The sequence below is a fragment of the Nocardia sp. CDC519 genome (genome assembly GCF_059509835.1).
In genome coordinates this window covers 888863-907856 of sequence record NZ_CM183377.1, presented here as the reverse complement: position 1 = coordinate 907856, position 18994 = coordinate 888863, and the positions used below count along the sequence as shown (strand labels likewise).

Here is an 18994-nt window from a genome sequence, read left to right as displayed (position 1 = left end):
CTCGACGTCAGGTTCCCCACTCAAAACGTAATACAACTCCTCGTGCCCGGCCGAATCAGCAGCCCACCGTACCCAACCACCCTGAGTGCGAGCTGACAACCCGCGGCCTGCCCGCCGCCCTCAGCGCGCGAGCGTGATCAGCGTGAACGGACCGATATCGGTGCTGGTGAAGCGCGGATCGTCGAACAGCGCGCGGGGGAAGGCGACGGTGTACCGGCTCACATTCGGATCGTTGGGATAGACGTCCTTTGCGAGCCTCAGCGTGTAGTCCTCGCCGCTGCGCCGGAACAGGAACGCATCCGGAGCCCGCCACGGCGCCGCGTCCATCGCGTCGAGTAGTTCCTGCGGGGATTCCAGCGTGCTCCACGCTTCGATCGCCGCCGCCCGTTCGGCGAATTCGGCGAGGGGGTTGGCGTAGTGCGAGGTCAGGCCCTGGAAACCGAAGTAGGGGTAGTAGGCGAGGAAGGTGGTGTCGGCGGTGAGCAGCACCGTCTCCGAGCGGGGGCGTCCGGTTCGGGCGGTGAGCGCGGCGTCGATCTCGCGGTAGTAGGCCACCGCCGACGGGTCGCGCTGATCGGCGCGCACGCCGTCGCCGTCGGTGTCGGTGTAGGCGGTGGTGATCTCCGGCGCCAGCACCCGCGGAATGTCCTGGGTGAAGGCCAGCGCACCGACCAGCGCCACCACGACCACCACGATCCGGAACCGCTCCGGTTCGTTGAACGCCTGATACGCCGCCCGTGCGCCCTCCACGAAACCGAACGCGCCTGCCGCCGCCAGCAGCACCAGCAGAATCGGTTCCAGGCGGAACGACAGCAGCGTCGTCCCCGCCACGGTCGCCAGCATCGACAGCAGCGACCACAGATACACCGCCAGCACGCCGATCCCGAGCGCCTGCGCCCGCCGCGACGATCCCGCCCGCAGCACCAGCCAGATCGTGCCGATCAGGCAGAACCCGCCGAGCAGCGAGAATTCCACCATCGGGAACGGCAGCTCCGCGCCGGCCTCGGGCAGATAGTGGAATGCCGTGCCGCCGCTGGGCCAGCTGCCGCCGAGCAGTTCCAGCAGGAACGGCAGATAGACGGTGAGCGCGATGAGTCCGGCGATCGCGCCGATGACGACGAGCCGCACCAGCGGAGGAAGTGCGGCCCGCCACGCGCCGCCGTCGCTCACACCGGAGCGCTGCGCGGAAGCGGTGATCTGGGTGGTGCCGGTGGCCTGGGTGGCATTGGCGCCCTGGGTGGCATTGGCGGGCTGCGTGGCGGTCGTGTCCCGCTGGGCGGTGGTGGGGTGGGTGACGGCGGCGTACCCCGCCGCGACCAGCGCCATCAATGTCACCGCGAAGGCCGCGAACGCGAGGTACAGCGTGTAGAAAGTGGCGGCCACCCCCAGGAATATCCCGGTGCCGAGCACCGCACCCCAGCCACCTGCGGTTCCCCGCTGTGCGCCCGGCCGATGCAGTGCACCCCAGGCCAGCACCAGCACCGGCGGCAGCAGAATCGCGATGACGGCGCCATAGGCCTCCGGCGCGGCATACGCGACCCCGACCGCCGTCACCGCCGCCGCCACCGCGACCGCCCAGTCCGCGCGGATCAGCTCCGACCAAAGCACCAGCGCGAGCACCGCGGCCACCGCGATCGAGCCGATGGCGTACGGCTTGAAGACCTCCCACCCGTCCATGCCGAGCACATTCGCCACCCGGCCGCCGATCCAGAACCATCCGGCCGGATAGAACGGCGGCAGATCCGCGTAGGTCATATCGCGCAGCGCTGCGCTGTCGGTGAGCCTGGTCAGGTACTCGGTGCGGAACTCCTGATCGACGGAGACACCGAACAGGTACAGCTTGGTCGCGGCCAGCGGCATCCCGAGCGTCACCGTGACGAACGCCGAAATCCCGGCCCACGACAGCAGTTTCGCCAACCAGAGCTTGGTCTTGCGCCGGATCAGCACGATCGACGCGACCAGCAGCAGGGCCGAGGCCACCTGCCCGACTGTGGTGAGGGCGCGAGTCACATTGGAGGAGTTGAACGCTGGCCACTGCACCAGCGAAAACGCGTACAGGCCGACCGCCGCGACCACGGCCGCGACAACCGTCGCCAGCACCGCCTGCCCCAGCGCGCCCCCGACCCGGCGCACCAACTGCCCCGACCGCACATCGTCGTTCGTTGTCATCGGCGCGCCCAACCTCCGGCTCCTGTCGTACCGACTGCACGTCGCGGTCAGCCTAGTGGAGCCTCATCCGCGCGCCTTCGTGCCGAGGTCCAGTGGGCCATCACGCGCATTCGACTGCCGGAGTCCGGTGGGCTGCCTCCGCGCCCTCGACGTCCCAGCCCGGCCGGCTCGAAGTTCAGTCGACGGCGGCCGCGCGGGTACGCCGCTGGTCGTACCCCGCAGGGCACCGCGACCGCCGTCGATCACCTGCTCACATCGGGAGTTTGCGGAAGATCGGGCGCGGAATGTGGCGCAGCACCGACATCAGGTAGCGCACCTGTCCGGGAGCCCAGATCAGCTCCTTGCCCTTCTGCGAGGCCTCGACCGCGAGCGCGGCCACCTCTTCCTTGTCGACGGTGAACGGTGCTTCCTTGGCCCCGGTCGCCTTCCAATGCTCCAGCGTGGTGGTGGTGCGCACCTGGCCAGGCCGGATGACGAGCACACGCGGGCCGTAGGGCCGCAGCGCCTCACCGAGGCCGAGGTAGAAGCCGTCGAGGCCGGCCTTGGTGGAGCCGTAGACGAAGTTGGAGCGGCGCACCCGCTCACCGGCGACCGAGGACATGGCGATGATGCGGCCGTAGCCCTGCGCCTTCATCTTCTCGCCCACCAGCACGCCGACCGACACCGCAGCGGTGTAGTTGATGCCGACGGTCTGCACCGCCTTGCGCTGGTTCTGCCACAGCTCCTCGGCATCGCCGAGAACACCGAAGGCGACGATGGCGACATCCACATCGCCGCCGTCCCAGGCCTGATCGATCACCTTGGGGTGGCTGTCGGTGTCGAGCGCGTCGAAATCGACGACGTCGACCTGCTCGGCCCCGGACGCCTTCATCTGCGCCACCGCGGTATCGCGCAGCGGATCATTCGGCAACGTGGCCAGGATGATCCGGGCGGCGCCCTTCTTCAGATACTCGGCACAGATCGCCAGCCCGATCTCCGACGTTCCGCCGAGCAGCAGGATGGTCTGCGGGTTACCTACTGCGTTGATCACTGGAGCTCCAGCCTCCTGGCCATATCGGACATGAAAACGCCTGTGGGGTCGACACTTCGGCGGATCGCGATCCACTCGTCGATGCGCGGGTACATCCGGTGGAAGGTTTCGGCGGTGGTGCGCGAATCCTTCGCTGTGTAGAGCCGGCCGCCGAATTCCAGGACGCGCTTGTCGAGTTCGGTGACCAGCTCGTTCAAGCCGGGCCGGATCGGGAAGTCGACGCAGATGTTCCAGCCGGGCATCGGGAAGCTCAGCGGAGCCTGGTTGCCGGGGCCGAACAGCTTGAAGACGTTCAGCGCCGAGATGTGCCCGGACGCCTGGATATCGATGATGATCCGCTTGAACTCCTCGACCGCTTCGGTCGGCACCACGAACTGGTACTGGAGGAAGCCCGCCGGACCGTAGGCCCGATTCCACTCCGCCACCATGTCGAGCGGGTGATAGAACTGGGTCAGGTTCTGCACCTTGCCGGTGTAGGTGCCGCCCATGGCGTAGTACGCCTCGCCGACAGCGCCGAGGGTCAGCTTGTTGGCCGTCCAGCTCGGGAAGATGTTGGGCACGGTGAGCAGCTGCGGTGCGTCGAACTTCAGCGGGTTCTTGCGCAGTTTCTTGGGCAGTTCGTCCACCGTCGCCAGGCGGCCGCGGGTCAGGCAGGCTCGGCCGAGCTTCGGCAGCGGGTTCATCACGTCGAACCACGCACTCGAGTACGTGTAGTTCGCCTCGCTCCCATCGCTGTGCACCGCGATGGTCTCGTCCAGCGTCCTGGTCTTGACGCCGTCGTTGAGGAAGTACGCGGTCTCGGTCGGGATCATCTCGATCGTCGCGCGCAGGATGATGCCGGTCAGCCCGTTGCCGCCGACCGTCGCCCAGAACAGTTTCGCGTTCTTCTTCGGCGAGATGGTCTGCACCTGGCCGTCGGCGGTGAGCAGGTCGATGGAGCGGACGTGGTTGCCGAAGCTGCCTTCGGAGTGATGGTTCTTCCCGTGGATATCGGAGGCGATGGCGCCGCCGATGGTGACCTGCCTGGTGCCGGGCAGCACCGGAACCCACAGGCCGAACGGCAGCGCCGCCTTCATCAGCTGGTCCAGGCTCACGCCACCGTCGACGTCGACCAGGTGGGTGTCGCCGTCGATGCGGTGGATGCGGTTGAGCGCGGTCATGTCGACGACGAGGCCGCCGCCGTTCTGCGCGTGATCGCCGTAGGAGCGGCCGAGCCCGCGCGCGATGATGCCGCGGCGCAGGTGGGCGGGCTTGCCGTCGTTGTCCTCGGCGACCATGGCCACGGCCTTGGCGATCAGCTCCGGATCGCTGGTCGAGAGCACTTCGGCGGATGTAGGTGCGGTGCGACCCCACCCGGTGAGCGTCCGGGTGCGCGTCGGTAGATCGAACGCGCGGCCCGCGCCGTTGGTGGCGGCGGGAACGCTGTCATCACCGGTCGTCGTGGTGGGGGTCGTAGCTTTCGTGGACATCGGCATAGAGGCTACAGGTATCGCCGAGCGGGCGGCCGGGGTCGCCGTACCCGCCGGTATGGCGTCGGCCACGCGCGCGGCCCCGGCGCGGTGGACGCGGTCCGGGCCGGTGGATGCGCGGTGGGCCGCGGCGGTGTCCATTACTCTCGTGCGCGTGAGTGCCGAACCCCATCTGCCGCTTCCGGTCGAACTTCCGCTGGTCGACGAGCCGGCCGGCGTGACCGATGGGAGCGAAGGAGGCAGCTTGCGTAACCACGAAGCGACCCGGGAGCGCCGAATCGAGCAGAGCACGGACGTCGACCTGAAGACGCAGGTGATCCGGTTCGGTCTGACCGGCGGGTTGTCGGCGATCGTCGATTTCGGCCTGTACTCCCTGCTGTACGCGCTGGGACTCCAGGTCAATCTCGCCAAGGCCATCGGCTTCATCGCGGGCACCACGACCGCTTACCTGATCAATCGCCGCTGGACCTTCCAAGCACCGCCGAGCCGCGTCCGTTTCCTCGCGGTGGTGGCGCTCTACGCGCTGACCTTCGCGGTGCAGGTCGGTCTCAACTGGGTGATGTACCAGGCACTGGACGACACCTGGTGGCGGTTGCCGCTGGCGTTCGTGGTCGCGCAGGGCACCGCCACGGTGATCAATTTCGTGGTGCAGCGGATGGTCATCTTCAAGATCGACTAGGGCGGACCGGCTCGGCACGGCCCGGCGAACTGACGGCGTCCGCCGGCGCGGGCAGGCTGCCGCCGGGCCGCGCGCGCCGCCCACTCCGCTCAGCTCTCGACCAGCGCGCCCGTCTCCGCCTTGACTCCGAAATAGTCGCCGCCCTTGGCGCGCACACTGTCGGTACCCCATTCGCGCTGTTCACGGCTGGCGGGCACCAGATGCGGGATGTGTTTGCGGCAGTGGATGTAGGCCTCTTCCACATCGACCACCACCCACAGCTGGGCCTCGCGCCCGCGCCGGCTCGGCGGCAGGCCGGGCACCCAGGTGCGCAGCGCGACATCGTCGACGATGCGGGCCGAGCCGTTGATGTGCAGGCCGATCAGATCGCGCAGGAAATCGATCAGCAGGATTCCGATGTGCGGGTTGGTGTGGATATTGCCGAGGCTGGCCAGTACACCGTTGCCCCGATATTCCGGGTAGGCGATCGTCTGCGCGTCGATGACGTGCAGGAAGCCCGGTTCGCCCGCCCGGAAGCTGGCATCGCATTCGCCGCGGGCGTCGGCGGTGGCGATGAACGCCATATCCATCCGGCCGACGAATTCGATCATCTGCTCGTTGAGCCGATCGCGGACCTGGTCGTCATAGAAGCGCCGGGCCCGGTCCTGGGTGCCGTGACGTTCCTGTAGTTCGTGCTCGCCGTCGCTGCCGCGCATGCGCGCCCCCTGAGATAGCCGGATTCGAGACCGTCGAGGCTCGTCGTCGAACCAGCGACTTAAAACGAAAGCTGATCAATTTTATCCGGCAAACACTCGGTTGCGGAGCGGAATGCGTCCAGCCGGGCCGACGAATCCCGAGCTCGCCCAAGGTTTTCCGGGCACTGACAAAACAGACTGGTTCGTTCGATTATCGGCATCGGGTTACCGCGCGGCGAACCTGCCCGCGCACAAGGGTTTTCGCGGCACGGCAAAGACCCCGTCGGGGAACGACGGGGTCGGTGTCTGCCGTGTGCAGTTGTCGATCGGACGGTCTGGTCCGTGTCTGCGGTGCCGGCTCAGCAGGCGACGCTGGTGAGCTGTCCACGCTTGCGGGCCGCAGCGGCCCGGACGGCGGCGCTGATCGCGACCACCGGCGGCAGCCAGCGGGCCTCGCCCGGGGCGATGCCCCAGCAGGCCGATCCGGCCGAGAGCTGGGTCGGCGGCAGCGGGATGCTCGCACCGTCGGTGTGGACGGTGACCCCGGCCGCGCGCATGGCCTCGATCGCCATGGCGGCCTTACGGGCACCGGTGACGAGGTGGATCTCGCGACGCTCGGTACCGGGGATCTCGATCACCGGTCCGGACAGGTTGTTGGCACGCAGGAAGCGACGGACCTCCGCGGCCAGCTCCCCACTGACCTCGATGGCGGACAGGTCGTCATCGGTGATCAGGCACAGACCGTTGGCCGTTTCGGCGACCGTCCAACCGCGCTGGGTGTAGTCCTGCGCGGCTGCGGACATGGCGTCCGCCGAGACGGAAGTCGGAAACGTCGTGCGCACTGTCTTCTCCATTCCCCGTTACAGATCAGGTCCTGCATTCATGGTTCGTATCGAGGGCAGGTGCCCGAAGCGTTACGAGATTCCGAGAATTTTTCACAACTGTCGGATTCGTCTCATTTACCGGCGAGTAATAGCGATCGGTGCTAGGGCGCCCATCGGCCGGTGGCATGGCTATGACCGGGGCAGATGTGACGAGGTCGGGGCTGGTTTCCGCGGCCGGGAGCGGGAAGGATTCCCGGCATGAGTGATGAGTCCGGCCGCACCGAGTCGCCGCAACCGGACGACCTGGAGGCCGAGTCGCGCTGGATCACCTGGCGCTCGACCGCGGCCCGCCGGTTCTCCGGCGCGGCCGCCGACGAGGAGACCCAGCCGGAGCCGTTCGTCAGCAGGCGCGCGTTCCGGCAGTGGTGCGCCGACGCCGTGCGCGGCCTGCTCGATGTGCAGTTCCGCAGGCCCGTCACCCGCACGCTGCTGCCGCTGGCCTATCTGCTCGGGCTGCTGTTCGCCTTCGGCATCCCGATCGCGCTGACGGTGCTGATGTGGCAGGCCTCGGCGTTGCTCGGCATCTTCGCCGCCTTGATCGCGGTGCCGCTGGGGTTGAGCATCGCCGCCTCGGTGCGCCTGGTGCTGGAGTTCCTGGTGAACGCCTCCCGGCTGGCCACTCGCGTCGAGCACATCAGCGATCTGGCCGACGACCTGTTCCAGGCGTTGTCCGACGTGGCCGAGCCGGTCAACCAGCTCTCCGAAGACGTTCGCGCGGTGCAGTTCTGGCGGTTCCGCCGCGGCGGCTCCCGTAAGTGATTGTCCTGCAAGCGACACCTGTCCTATCTGTGACATCCCTGGTATTGCCGTCCGGTTTCCTTGTGGAACAATGCCGTTCGTCTAACAAGGGGGAACAGTGGCAGCACAGGGGACCACCGGCTCGACCATGCCGAGGCGGCGCCTCGGCAGGCAGCTGCGCGATCTGCGCAACCGGGCGAGGATGACCACGCGCGCCGCGGCGCAGCAATTGGAATGGTCGGAAGCCAAGATCTGGCGCATCGAAACCGGGCAGACCTCACTGCGCGGCCTGGATGTAGAGGCCATGTGCAAGGTGTACGGGGCGCCGCCGGAGGCCGTCGCACCGCTCACCGCGCTGGCCAAGGAGACCAAGGCGCGCGGATGGTGGACCGGTTACAGCGACGTCATCGGTGAGGGATTCGACGTCTACATCGGGTTGGAGGAGGCCGCCGCGCGGCTGTACGCCTACGAGGACCAGCTGATTCCCGGCCTGCTGCAAACCGAGGCCTATGCTCGCGCGCTGCTGCGGGCCGCGCGCCCGGAGCTGTCCGATTCCGATATCGAGCGCCGGGTGCGGTTGCGGATGGCCCGCCAGCCCCTGCTCACCAGGGACGAAGCGCCGTTGCGGCTGGATGTGCTGATCGGCGAGGCCGCGCTGTGGCGGCCGCTGGGCGATCGTTCGGTGACCGCGGGCCAGCTCGACCATCTCCGGCTGATGTGCGAGCTGCCGAATGTGCGCATCCAGGTGGTGCCCTCGGATGCCGAGTACCACCGCGGCATCGAGTCCGGGCCGTTCGTGCTGCTGGAATTCCCCGCGCTCGATCCGGGGGCGGGTGCGCCGGAACCGCCGGTGGTGTACGTCGAGGCCTTCACCGGGCCGGTCTACCTGGACAAATCGCACGAAATCGACCGTTACCGGGCGGCTTTCGACAGTATCCGGGCGGTGGCGGTGGACGCGCGCACCGCGATCGATGACGCACGCGCCAACGTCCGCTGAGGCCTGCCGGGCGAGGCGGGCTCAGCGATCGGCCAGGCGGGGCGCGGCGGCGTCCTTCGGCGAGCGCAGGTAGGTCAGCGGACGGCCGTCGCGATCGGTGCGCGGCCAGTCGATGGCCAGCTGCGGATCGAAAGCGTCCAGATCATGGTCGAATTCGGGGGAGTATTCCAGCGAGCACAGATAGGTGACGGTGGAATCGTCGGCCAGTGACAGGATCGCGTGGCCGAGGCCCTCGGATAGGAACACCGAACGGCGGTGCACATCGTCGAGTACGACGCTGTCCCAGCGCCCGAACGTCGGCGAGCCCTCGCGCAGATCCACCACTACATCGAGGAAGGCGCCGCGCACGCAGCTCACGTATTTGGCCTGACCGGGTGGGTTTTCGGTGTAGTGGATGCCGCGCAGTACCCCGGCGGCCGACACCGAGGTGTTGACCTGGAGCAGATCGAAGCGCCGGCCGGTGGCCTTCTCGAACTCGGAGGCCTTGAACGTCTCGGCGAACGTCCCGCGCTCGTCGCTGTGCAGCCGCGGGGTGAACACCCAGGCGCCCGGGATCGACATCTCCGTGATCTGCATGTCACCAACCTTGTCCGTGCTCGAGCAGATCGAGCAGATAGCTGCCGTACCCGGAGCGGACCAGCGGATCGGCCAGCGCGCACAGCTGTTCGTCGTCGATATAGCCCATCCGCCAGGCGACCTCCTCCGGCACGCCGATCTTGAGGCCTTGGCGTTCCTCGATGGTGCGCACGTAGTTGGCGGCATCGAGCAGCGAGTCGAAGGTTCCGGTGTCCAGCCACGCGGTGCCGCGGGCGAGCACATCGACGTGCAGCTTGCCCGCTTCCAGATAGGCCCGGTTGATATCGGTGATCTCGTATTCGCCGCGTGCCGATGGCCGCAGGCCGCGGGCGATCTCGACGACATCGTTGTCGTAGAAGTACAGGCCGGGGATCGCGAAATTCGAGCGCGGGACCTTCGGCTTCTCCTCGATGGATACCGCTCGGCCGTCGGTGAATTCGACGACGCCGTAGGCCGAGGGGTCCGATACGCGGTAGGCGAAGACCGCGCCGCCGTCCAGTCCGGCGAACCGGCTCAGGCTGGTGCCGAGGCCCGGCCCGTGGAAGATGTTGTCGCCGAGCACCAGCGCCGCGCAGTCGGTGCCGATATGGTCGGCGCCGAGGACGAAGGCCCTGGCCAGGCCGTCGGGTTCGGGCTGGACGACGTAGTCGATGGTGATGCCGAACTGGGTGCCGTCGCCGAGCAGGCGGCGGAACGATTCCGCGTCCTCCGGGGTGGTGATCACCAGGATCTCGCGGATCCCGGCCAGCATCAGCGTGGAGAGCGGGTAGTAGACCATCGGCTTGTCGTAGACCGGGACCAGCTGCTTGCTGACACCGCGCGTGATCGGGTGCAACCGGGTCCCGGTGCCGCCGGCCAAGATGATTCCGCGCATGTCTGCACAGTCTGCCAGGGCATCGGGGGATGAGGGCGACCGGTTCGACCGCCTGCGGCCGCGACGTTCGGGTGCGGCCGACGGCCGGCCCAGGCATCGAGCAGATTCCGAGTGCTGTTCGAAACGGTTACGGAGTGCGGGTACCAGGTATGGGGAACAGCGGATTCGGGCACTGTTGTTGCACAGATAGCGGTCACGCGGTGTGCCGGGGCGGCGAGTTGTGAAACATACTTGCTTCTGAACTGGCGCCGGGTGATCGGTGTGAACGTCAGCGTCGACGCTCATCCGGGCTGCCGTCCGGCCGGGGTTCGACGCCCCAGCGGAGGCAGGTGCGCCATGGGTGCGACAAAAGAACCGGGCATCGTGGTGAATCCCGGCGGTCCGAGTGCGCCGGGACGCGTCTTCGAGGCAGCCTTCCGAGGTGTGGTGCGACCGGTGCTGCGCAGCTTCCCGATCAACCGGATGACGCTGCCCGTCGGCGCGGCCCTGATCGACGGCCTGTCGATGTTGCGCCCGGAGCCCGCGGGCATCGACCGCGAACAGGTCAGGATGAAGGGTTTCCGGATGGAGATCGTGCGTCCGGCCGGAGCATCGCGGGCGCTGCGCCACGGTGCGGTGCTGTATTTCCACGGTGGCGGCTTCGCCATCTGTGGGCTGCGCACCCACCGGCCCGTCGTGGCCGGCTTGGCGCGCCGGACCGGGCTGCCGGTGGTCAACGTCGAGTACCGGCAGCTGCCCGGGACCCGGATCACCGAATCGCTGGCCGACTGCTTGGAGGCCTACCGCTGGCTGCTGCGCCACCGCGTCGATCCCGCGCGCATCGTCATCGCAGGCGATTCGGCGGGCGGTCTGCTGGCCTTCTCCACCGTGCTCGCCGCACTACAGGTGGGTCTGCCCGCGCCGGCCGGGATCCTCGGGCTCAGCCCGCTGCTCGATCTCGATTACGCCGCGAAGAGCGAGTACGAGAAGACCGCGCGCGACGCCTACATCCCGCTGGCGGCGCTGACGGCGGTGGTGCGGCTCGGCGGTGAGGTCGCCGGCGTACTCGATCCGAAGCTGTCCCCGGTCAACGCGACACTGACCGGACTGCCCCCAGTCCTGCTGATCGCGGCCGAACAGGAGCTGCTGCGCTTCGACAGCGAGCTCATGGCCCGGCGGCTCACCGCGGCGGGCGTGCCGAACTCGCTCGAGCTCTGGCGTGGCACGGTGCACGATTTCATGAGCATCGCGCCGAATCTGCCCGAGGGCCGGGCGGCCCTGGCGCGCGCCTCACGATTCATTCGAGCAAGAATCGAACAGGCCGAGCACGTGCGTACCGCGTGAACCGTGGGTGAACAATCCCGCACACGTGCCGAATCCGCCCGATAGGAATACCGCAACAATGTGATCCGAAATACGTTCCGTAATTTCGCGGGCAAATATTCGGCCATCACCGCAGAAACCCCGCCCGGTCGGAACCGGACGGGGTCACCTGCTGTAGGGAACCGTCGGAGAATTACTTGGCCGGCGGGTTGAACGGCTGGTTGATGGTGGTGAAGTACTGGATCGCGGCGCCGATCGCGACGGGCGCGGTGATCAGGATCTGGCCGGCCAGGGTGCCGAGCGCGCCGACGGCGAGGATGCCGCCGATGCAGCCGACCGCGGCGGCCGGGATGAACGGGCCGAACAGGCCGATGATGGTGGCCGAGGCGACGGTGGCGCCCGCGATGCCCCCGAGCACGCAGCCGACGGCCGCGCCGCCGATGCCGCCGACCAGGGTGGCGATGGTGGCGCCGGTGCTGATGGTGTCCTTCATCCGGTTGAAGGCGTCCTTCTCCCGGTCATAGGGGGACTTCCAGTTGGCCTGGTCCTCGAACGGCAGGGCGACCGGCTTGTAGACGGCCTTGGCCATGTCCAGCTGCGGGGTCAGGGTGGCGGTGCGGCCGGAGATGTCGGCGGCGATCGGGAACTCGAAATCGTCGACGCGGAACGACAGCGGGGTTCCGGCCAGCACGGTGCCGTTGCTCGCCTTCACCTTGAAGGTGTTGTCCTCGACGACCAGCGAGCCGGCATCGGTGGTGATGATCGTCGACGACTCGGTGCTCTCGGCGGTGAAGTTGACGGCGGTCTCGGGGGCGGGCGCGGCGTTGACGGTGCCGGCCGTGACGCCGAGCGCGGCGATCACGAGCGCCGAAGTCGCGGCGAATTTCCTCATCAGCATTTCTGGAACCTCGATGTAAAGCGTTCGGAGGGGACGAAATGATCGAAATAGAATTCAGCTAACGATGGGTGAACCGGCTGTGTCCGTTCGTTCAAATTCTGTTCACCGGGGGCGCGTTTAGCGCGGTGCGGTTCTGGAAATGTGTACTTCTGGGCGGCGTTTCCAGGGGATTCGCGGAGGCGGTGTTTCGCTGAATCGGAATTCAAAGCGAGCAAGGACACATCCATCCGTCTCGGCTATCTTCGCAATTCGCCCATGCCCGCGGTACCCGGAGCCCGCTCGCGGCGACGTAAGGTAAGTGGGGTGCGATTGCTGGTAACCGGCGGTGCCGGGTTCATCGGGGCGAATTTCGTCCAGCAGACCGTGACCGAGCGGCCCGACGTCACGGTAACCGTGCTCGACGCGCTCACCTACGCTGGGAACAGAGCCTCGCTCGCGCCCGTGGCCGAGGGCATCGACTTCGTGCACGGCGACATCGCCGACCTCGATCTGGTCGACGAACTGGTCAGCGGTGTCGACGCGGTGGTCCACTTCGCCGCCGAATCGCATAACGACAATTCGCTCACCGAGCCCTGGCCGTTCGTCCAGACCAACATCATCGGCACGTACTCGCTGCTGCAGGCGGTGCGCAGGCACGACGTGCGCTATCACCACGTCTCCACCGACGAGGTGTACGGCGACCTGGAGGCCGCGGATCCGGCCTTCACCGAGCAGACCGCCTATAACCCGTCCAGCCCCTATTCGGCGACCAAGGCCGCCAGCGATCTGCTGGTGCGGGCCTGGACTCGCTCGTTCGGGATCCGCGCCACCCTGTCCAACTGCTCCAACAACTACGGCCCGTACCAGCACGTGGAGAAGTTCATTCCGCGCCAGATCACCAATCTCATCGACGGGGTGCGGCCGCGGCTGTACGGCGCGGGCCATCAGATCCGGGATTGGATCCACGTCGACGACCACAACCGCGCGGTCTGGGATGTGCTCGAACGCGGCCGCATCGGGCAGACCTACCTCATCGGCGCCGACGGCGAACTCGACAACAAGACCGTGGTGCGGCTGATCCTCGAGGTGTTCGGCCGCGACCCGGACGATTTCGACCACGTCACCGACCGGCCCGGGCACGATCAGCGCTACGCCATCGACGCGAGCCTGCTGCGCGAGGAGCTCGGCTGGCGGCCCCGCTACGCCGATTTCCGGGCCGGCCTGGCCGACACCATCGCCTGGTACCGCGCGAACGAGGACTGGTGGCGTCCGCACAAGGAGAGCACCGAACGCGCGTACGCGGCGGCCGGCGAGACGACGATCAGCCCGAACTGAGCTGCCGCGCTCAGCCCCAGACCACCACGTAGTACTTGATGGCCGCCGCGGCCAGCGCGATGGTGGTGGCCGCCACGATGGTGATCGGCGCCGCGCGGCCCGGCGCCTTACCGCCGGGGCCGGTGAGCCGCAACGGCATCCAGCGCAGCAGCACCGCGAAGGTGAGGATGGCCAGCGGTACGAAGTAGCGGCCCTGCACGCCGTCGATGATGTAGAAATCGACCGGCGTGAACGACATGTAGAGCGTCACGTAGATCATCGCGACGCTGGCCGCCAGCGTCAGCGCCACGATCAGGGTGCGCCGGAAATCCGGGGTCGTCATCCGCTCGGCGATCCCGAGACCGACCGCGAACGCCAGCAGGCAGGTCACGATCGACATCGCGGGCACATCCACGTACCCGAAGCCGAGCTCGCCGAAGAACTCGGTGAACCACTCCTGATCGCGGCGGGCGATGCTCTCGCCGAAGACGCCGAGGAAACCGAACGGGTCACGCAGGATGCCGCTGAGCTGTTCGCCCGGATTCACCGTGTACCACTGGTGCCGCGGACGCATCAGGCTCATGCCGTCACCGGTCGGCGCGGCGATCTTCATCCACACCGCGAACCCGGCCGCGCCGATGGCCGCGCACAGCCACGGCAGCCGGCGCAGCAGGCCCGAGAAACCGAAGCGCTTCGCCGGAACCAGGACCACCAGCATGGCCAGCAGCACGTAGGTGGGCTTGCTCAACGGCAGCAGCACCGTCGCGGCGAGTAGCGCCGTCGTCTCCACCCGGCCCAGCCCCCGACCGAGGAACAGTGCCTTGACCAGCAGCGCCGAGACCATGATGGCCAGCGCGTTGGTCATCGTGTCCGCGGTGACGGTGCCCGCCTGGAACACCGCGATGGGCAGCAACGCCACACTGAAGGCCAGCCACTGCACGCGATAGCCGCGCAACGCCCACAGCGCGAATCCGACCACCACGAGATAGGCGAGCAGACCGGCGAGCCGGGTCAGCAGCACCATGCCGCCCGCGTCCAGATCGAGCACCCCGGCCAGCCGGATACCGATCGCGGCCGGAACATAAGGAACCGGCGAGTAGGCGGCGGTGTTGGTGAACCAGATCGTCTTGTGCTCGGCGGTCACCTCGGCGCCGCCGACGCGGTCGTAGCCGCCCGGGTCGCCGACCATCGCGCCCGGCTCTTCCGGGTTGTCGTTGTAGTCGCGGAAGGCGTAGCCCATCAGCGCGTCGATGGCCGCGGGCGCTTGGCCGCCGTAGGCGACGCCGCGATCGTCATCGATTTCCTGCGGCAGGAAGCCGCCGTGCGCGACCTGATAGGCGCGCCCGAACTGGGTGATCTCGTCGTGACCCCAGAACGGCGGGGTGATCACCGCGAATACGGCGCCGAACAGGGCCGCCAGGATGGTGAAGGCGAGGGTCGCGGCGCCGAACCTGGCGATCAGGGTGTCGGCGGTGCGGCGCAGGGGATTCGCGGTCCGCGAGGACTTCTCGGGGCGCGACGACGCGGCCGGGCTCGCGGCTTCGGACTTCGCCGCGCCGCCGGTGTCAGCGGTGGGGGTCTCGGGGTCGGCCGGATCCTCGGACGCTGCGGATTTCCGGTCGGCCGAGGTCGTCAACGCCCGGCCTCGCCGGGACGCGGGTCCTCCCCGGGAGCCGAATAGCGCAGGTAGACCAGTCGCGCCGTTTCATGCCGCGACCGGCGGATGCCGTCGAGGATCATGCCCGCGGTCCAGGCCAGGCTGCCGAGCAGCAGCAGGGTGAAGGCCAGGAACAGCGTGGGAAAACGCGGCACGGTGTGCGAATCGTAGAACTCGATGACGATCGGAATCGTCAGGATCACCGACACCAGCCAGCTCAACGTGCCGAACAGGCCGTAGAAGGCGACCGGCCGCTCATGCCGCGCCAGCCCGATGATGAGCGCCAGGATCTTGAAACCGTCGTGGTAGGTGCGCAGCTTGCTCTCGCTGCCGGCCGGGCGGTCACGGAAACCCACCGGGACCGCGGTCTGCGGCACCCGCAGATGCAGCGAATGCACCGTCAGCTCGGTCTCGATCTCGAACTCGCGGGAGACGGCGGGGAAGCTCTTGACGAAGCGGCGGGAGAACACCCTGAACCCGCTCAGCATGTCCTCGACGTTCTCGCCGAACACCTTGCCGACCACGCCGTTGAGCACCTTGTTGCCGGTCTCGTGGCCCGCACGGTACGCCGAGGCGCCCTCGTCCTGCTTGCGCACGCCGAGCACATGGTCGTAGGGGCCGTCGAGCAGGGTTTTGATCATCAGCGGTGCGGCCGACGCCTCATAGGTGTCGTCGCCGTCGATCATCAGGTACACATCGGCCTCGATGTCGGCAAAGGCGCGGCGAACCACATTGCCCTTGCCCTTGGTGTGCTCGGCCCGCACGATCGCACCGGCTTCGCGGGCGCGTTCTGCCGTGGCGTCGGTGCTCAGGTTGTCGTAGACGTAGACGACGATGCCCGGCACGGCGGCCTGCAGGTCGGTGACGACCTTGGCGACCGAAGCCTCTTCGTTGTGGCAAGGGACCACGGCGGCAATGCGAAGCTCGGTGGGATCCACCCGGGTCAATCCTCGAGGTCGGCTGTGAATGGGAACACCGGGAGATTACAGGTGCGCGCGGGCAAACGCCCCAGCGAGGTGCCTGCGGTACCGTCGCCCGAGTGTCACCCAGTGAGCCGACGAGTCCCGCACCGCAGTCAGCGCCTGCGGCGCCCGCGTCGTTGACCGGCAAAGTGTTCACCGCGCTGCGTCAGGGCAGTGCGTTCCTGGTGGTCGGTGCCATCGGTTTCCTGGTCGACGCGGGCACCTACAACCTGCTGGTGTTCTGGGGTGGGGAGGGTGTGCTCTATCACGCACCGCTGCCCGCGAAGATCATCGCGATCGCGGTCGCGACGGTGGTCACCTACTTCGGCAACAAGTGGTGGACCTTCTCGCACAAGAAGACCGACAACCCAGGGCGCGAGTACCTGCTGTACGCGGTGTTCAACGTCATCGCCATCGGCTTGCAGCTGGGCTGCCTGGGCTTTTCCCGTTATGTGCTGGATCTTTCCAGCGCGCTCTCGGACAACATCTCCGGCACCCTGATCGGCCAGATCGTCGCCGTGGTGTTCCGCTACTGGGCCTACGACAAGTTCGTCTTCGTGGGCAAGAGCGCCCCCGCTCCGGAACGGGTCGGCGCCGAATGAGCAGGGTTATCCGACCGGCCGGCCGGGTAGCTACTCGGCGGGCTTACGGCGTGTGCGATTGATATCCTCGCTCCCGCCGCGAACCGTATGCAGGGACATGTCTGTCCCGTCGGCACAATGAGGAATTTCGAGGACTTCATGGACCAGTCGGCTACCCAGGCCGTTACCGAAACGAACGATCGCGCGGACGTAGCGCCGGACGCGTTGCGTGTCGCCTCCCACCCGGCGCCCGATCGACTGGTGCTGCAGCGAGGGATCTTCACCGGCCCGTCGCCGAAGGTAAGCGATGAGCTGTACGCCGTGGTCAAGGGCCGCTCGACGCGGGAACGGCAGGCGTTGCGGCTGGAGAAGGGCGCCCTCGCGCACACCAACACCTATTTCGGGCGGTTCGCGGCCAGCTACTGGCAGCGCTGGACCACCGTCACCGCGGTCGAGGCGACGATGATGCTCGAGGTGGCGAACAAGGCGCGGGTGCGGCTGGTCGCCTCCGATATCGCCGGGCACCGGCGCATCATCGCCAGCGCCGACGTCGATGCCAGCGGTCCGCTGACCCTGTCCGCGCCGCTGGACCAGTACGTCGACGGTGGCGCGCTGTGGCTGGAGTTCGACGCGGTCGGCGCCGAGCTCGGCATCTCCGAACTCACCTGGACCACCGCCGCACCGGAGCGGGTGCGTCCGGTCGCCATCGCGATCTGCACCTTCAACCGGGCCGAGGATTGCGCGCACACCGTCGCCGCGCTCGCCTCCGATCCGGTCGTGCTCGCCGCCATCGATGCGGTCTACGTGGTCGATCAGGGCACCGACCTGGTACAGGACCGGCCGCTGTTCCAGCAGACGCTGCCCGTCTTCGGTGACAAGCTGCGCTACATCCGTCAGCCCAACCTCGGCGGGGCCGGCGGGTTCACCCGCGGGCTCTACGAGGTGTCCGGCGCCAATGAGCACGCCGACGTCATCCTGATGGACGACGACATCCTGTGCGAGCCGGAAACGGTGTTGCGGCTCAACGCTTTCGCCAATCTGACCGTGGAACCGACGCTGGTCGGCGCACAGATGCTGTTCCTGCTCAACCCGGACTACCTCAACGTCGGCGCCGAGGAAGTGCATCTGGACAAGCTGATGCACGGGCAGAAGGTGCCGAAGGCCCTGCGCAACACCAGCATGCTGAAGAAGAACCAGGAACGCCGCGTCGACGCCGGCTACAACGCCTGGTGGACCTGCCTGATCCCGGCCGAGGTGGTCAAGAAGATCGGGCTGCCGATCCCGATCTTCTTCCAGTGGGACGACGTCGAATACGGCGTTCGCGCCCGCGAGCACGGCTTCGTCACGGTGACGCTGCCCAATGCCGCGGTCTGGCACGCCGATTTCTACTGGAAAGACTTCGACGACTGGGCCCGCTACTTCAGCACCCGCAACTCGCTGATCGTGTGCGCCATGCACACCGATCTCGACGGCAAGGCGATCACCCGGCAGCTGTTCCGCAACCTGGCCGAGCATTTGGTGGCCATGCAGTACGGCCTCGCGCACACCACGTTGCAGGGTATCGAGGACTTCCTGCGTGGCCCGCAGGTGCTGCGCGACGGCGGCATCGAGGCGCTGGCGGCGGCCCGCACCAGCCGCGCCGAATTCGCCGAGACCATCAAGCATCCGGCCGCCACGCCGCCGGTGTCCTCCGCCGAGATCCAGGTCCGGCGCGCTGGTGGTGAGCCGAGCCGGCTGCTCGCGGTGCTGGTCAAGCGCGCGATCACGCAGTGGACCGGGCGCACCCAGCAAGGCATCGTCGGCGTCACCCGCGAGGACGCGCACTGGTGGCACGTGTCGCTGTTCGACCACGTCGTCGTCACCGATGCCTCCCAGTCCGGTGTGCGAGTTCGCCGCCGCGACAAGGCGACCGCGCGCAAACTGCTGCTGCGCACCATCCGGGTGCTGCGCCGCCTGCGCCGCGAACTGCCCGCGCTGCAACAGCAGTACCGGGCGGCGATGCCGGAGCTCACCAGCCGTGAGAATTGGGAGCGGTTGTACGGGATCGACGGAGGTCGCGAGGCGCGCTGAGCGCGGAACCATCGGTGACGCCGGATGACAACGGTTGTCGCCGATGGAGTTTCGGCGTGCCGCGACAGTTCGGGATGGTTCGTGGATCGCCGTGATTGCCATGGTCGGACTCGGTGTCTCCGTGTCGGTATCCGAGTGTGA

17 protein-coding genes are annotated in these 18994 nt (G+C 67.7%); 7 read left to right on the top strand and 10 right to left on the bottom strand.

The genetic code is table 11. The annotated features are described in order from the left end of the window. Positions 1 to 120: 120 nt before the first annotated feature. From AC5W7N_RS04050 to dprE1, 3 genes are all read right to left on the bottom strand, one after another. On the bottom strand, positions 121 to 2169 hold the full coding sequence (locus tag AC5W7N_RS04050; protein ID WP_495923282.1) for a galactan 5-O-arabinofuranosyltransferase: 2049 nt from the start codon (positions 2167 to 2169) through the stop codon (positions 121 to 123). A 250-nt stretch (positions 2170 to 2419) separates the two neighbouring features. After that, entirely contained in the window at positions 2420 to 3199 is a 780-nt protein-coding gene (gene dprE2, locus AC5W7N_RS04045) for a decaprenylphospho-beta-D-erythro-pentofuranosid-2-ulose 2-reductase (RefSeq protein WP_163813541.1), read from the bottom strand. Beyond that, entirely contained in the window at positions 3196 to 4674 is a 1479-nt protein-coding gene (gene dprE1 / locus AC5W7N_RS04040) for a decaprenylphosphoryl-beta-D-ribose oxidase (RefSeq protein ID WP_163813540.1), read from the bottom strand. Before dprE1 ends, dprE2 begins: the two co-directional genes overlap by 4 nt. 238 nt (positions 4675 to 4912) lie before the next feature. On the opposite strand from dprE1, the gene AC5W7N_RS04035 reads away from it, so the two are divergent. Further along, positions 4913 to 5347: a GtrA family protein gene (locus tag AC5W7N_RS04035; protein WP_416382072.1), complete on the top strand. Its 435-nt coding sequence runs from the start codon at positions 4913 to 4915 to the stop codon at positions 5345 to 5347. Positions 5348 to 5436: 89 nt separating this feature from the next. Here the strand turns inward: AC5W7N_RS04035 and AC5W7N_RS04030 are convergent, their stop codons facing one another. Together AC5W7N_RS04030 and AC5W7N_RS04025 are read right to left on the bottom strand one after the other, a co-directional pair. Continuing rightward, the gene (locus AC5W7N_RS04030; protein ID WP_163813539.1) at positions 5437 to 6042 is read right to left on the bottom strand and encodes a pyridoxamine 5'-phosphate oxidase family protein; all 606 of its coding nucleotides are present in this window, start codon (positions 6040 to 6042) and stop codon (positions 5437 to 5439) included. 338 nt (positions 6043 to 6380) lie between these two features. Then, complete coding sequence (locus AC5W7N_RS04025; RefSeq protein WP_163813538.1) at positions 6381 to 6863, bottom strand: hypothetical protein; 483 nt, start codon at positions 6861 to 6863, stop codon at positions 6381 to 6383. A gap of 240 nt (positions 6864 to 7103) precedes the next feature. Here AC5W7N_RS04025 and AC5W7N_RS04020 point away from each other — a divergent pair, with 240 nt between their 5' ends. Both AC5W7N_RS04020 and AC5W7N_RS04015 read left to right on the top strand, forming a co-directional pair. Beyond that, a complete protein-coding gene (locus AC5W7N_RS04020) occupies positions 7104 to 7664 on the top strand; it encodes a DUF4282 domain-containing protein (RefSeq protein ID WP_163813537.1) in 561 nt (186 codons plus the stop codon). 97 nt (positions 7665 to 7761) lie between these two features. Continuing rightward, the gene (locus AC5W7N_RS04015) at positions 7762 to 8640 is read left to right on the top strand and encodes a helix-turn-helix domain-containing protein (protein WP_280213280.1); all 879 of its coding nucleotides are present in this window, start codon (positions 7762 to 7764) and stop codon (positions 8638 to 8640) included. A 21-nt stretch (positions 8641 to 8661) separates the two neighbouring features. Here the strand turns inward: AC5W7N_RS04015 and AC5W7N_RS04010 are convergent, their stop codons facing one another. Next, a complete protein-coding gene (locus AC5W7N_RS04010; protein WP_163813536.1) occupies positions 8662 to 9216 on the bottom strand; it encodes a dTDP-4-dehydrorhamnose 3,5-epimerase family protein in 555 nt (184 codons plus the stop codon). 1 nt (position 9217) lies between these two features. Next, positions 9218 to 10090: a glucose-1-phosphate thymidylyltransferase RfbA gene (gene rfbA, locus AC5W7N_RS04005; protein WP_194992900.1), complete on the bottom strand. Its 873-nt coding sequence runs from the start codon at positions 10088 to 10090 to the stop codon at positions 9218 to 9220. Between the two features lie 336 nt (positions 10091 to 10426). On the opposite strand from rfbA, the gene AC5W7N_RS04000 reads away from it, so the two are divergent. Further along, entirely contained in the window at positions 10427 to 11413 is a 987-nt protein-coding gene (locus AC5W7N_RS04000; protein WP_178127826.1) for an alpha/beta hydrolase, read from the top strand. Positions 11414 to 11585: 172 nt separating this feature from the next. On the opposite strand, the gene AC5W7N_RS03995 is transcribed toward AC5W7N_RS04000, so the two are convergent. Next, positions 11586 to 12290, bottom strand: coding sequence for a DUF8020 domain-containing protein (locus tag AC5W7N_RS03995; RefSeq protein ID WP_036531823.1), 705 nt, complete (start codon positions 12288 to 12290; stop codon positions 11586 to 11588). 303 nt (positions 12291 to 12593) lie between these two features. Between AC5W7N_RS03995 and rfbB the strand changes: the two genes are divergently transcribed. Continuing rightward, positions 12594 to 13604 (top strand): dTDP-glucose 4,6-dehydratase, encoded by a 1011-nt coding sequence (rfbB, locus tag AC5W7N_RS03990; protein WP_195020413.1) that lies wholly within the window; start codon positions 12594 to 12596, stop codon positions 13602 to 13604. Positions 13605 to 13614: 10 nt separating this feature from the next. On the opposite strand, the gene AC5W7N_RS03985 is transcribed toward rfbB, so the two are convergent. Together AC5W7N_RS03985 and AC5W7N_RS03980 are read right to left on the bottom strand one after the other, a co-directional pair. Further along, positions 13615 to 15219: a DUF2142 domain-containing protein gene (locus tag AC5W7N_RS03985; protein ID WP_194990182.1), complete on the bottom strand. Its 1605-nt coding sequence runs from the start codon at positions 15217 to 15219 to the stop codon at positions 13615 to 13617. Further along, complete coding sequence (locus AC5W7N_RS03980; protein ID WP_163813532.1) at positions 15216 to 16178, bottom strand: glycosyltransferase; 963 nt, start codon at positions 16176 to 16178, stop codon at positions 15216 to 15218. The genes AC5W7N_RS03985 and AC5W7N_RS03980 overlap by 4 nt, the downstream gene beginning before the upstream one ends. A 101-nt stretch (positions 16179 to 16279) precedes the next feature. Here AC5W7N_RS03980 and AC5W7N_RS03975 point away from each other — a divergent pair, with 101 nt between their 5' ends. Next, the gene (locus AC5W7N_RS03975; RefSeq protein ID WP_175585873.1) at positions 16280 to 16804 is read left to right on the top strand and encodes a GtrA family protein; all 525 of its coding nucleotides are present in this window, start codon (positions 16280 to 16282) and stop codon (positions 16802 to 16804) included. Positions 16805 to 16942: 138 nt separating this feature from the next. Continuing rightward, the gene (locus AC5W7N_RS03970; RefSeq protein WP_495924032.1) at positions 16943 to 18853 is read left to right on the top strand and encodes a glycosyltransferase; all 1911 of its coding nucleotides are present in this window, start codon (positions 16943 to 16945) and stop codon (positions 18851 to 18853) included. The last annotated feature ends 141 nt before the right edge of the window (positions 18854 to 18994 follow it).

Bases quoted from the DNA above. Each gene is read 5' to 3' on its own strand.
- AC5W7N_RS03995 (WP_036531823.1), bottom strand. From the start codon at position 12,290: ATGCTGATGAGGAAATTCGCCGCGACTTCGGCGCTCGTGATCGCCGCG.
- AC5W7N_RS04020 (WP_163813537.1), top strand. From the start codon at position 7,104: ATGAGTGATGAGTCCGGCCGCACCGAGTCGCCGCAACCGGACGACCTG.
- rfbA (WP_194992900.1), bottom strand. From the start codon at position 10,090: ATGCGCGGAATCATCTTGGCCGGCGGCACCGGGACCCGGTTGCACCCG.
- AC5W7N_RS04030 (WP_163813539.1), bottom strand. From the start codon at position 6,042: ATGCGCGGCAGCGACGGCGAGCACGAACTACAGGAACGTCACGGCACC.
- dprE1 (WP_163813540.1), bottom strand. From the start codon at position 4,674: ATGCCGATGTCCACGAAAGCTACGACCCCCACCACGACGACCGGTGAT.
- AC5W7N_RS04000 (WP_178127826.1), top strand. From the start codon at position 10,427: ATGGGTGCGACAAAAGAACCGGGCATCGTGGTGAATCCCGGCGGTCCG.
- AC5W7N_RS04010 (WP_163813536.1), bottom strand. From the start codon at position 9,216: ATGCAGATCACGGAGATGTCGATCCCGGGCGCCTGGGTGTTCACCCCG.
- AC5W7N_RS04050 (WP_495923282.1), bottom strand. From the start codon at position 2,169: ATGACAACGAACGACGATGTGCGGTCGGGGCAGTTGGTGCGCCGGGTC.
- AC5W7N_RS03970 (WP_495924032.1), top strand. From the start codon at position 16,943: ATGGACCAGTCGGCTACCCAGGCCGTTACCGAAACGAACGATCGCGCG.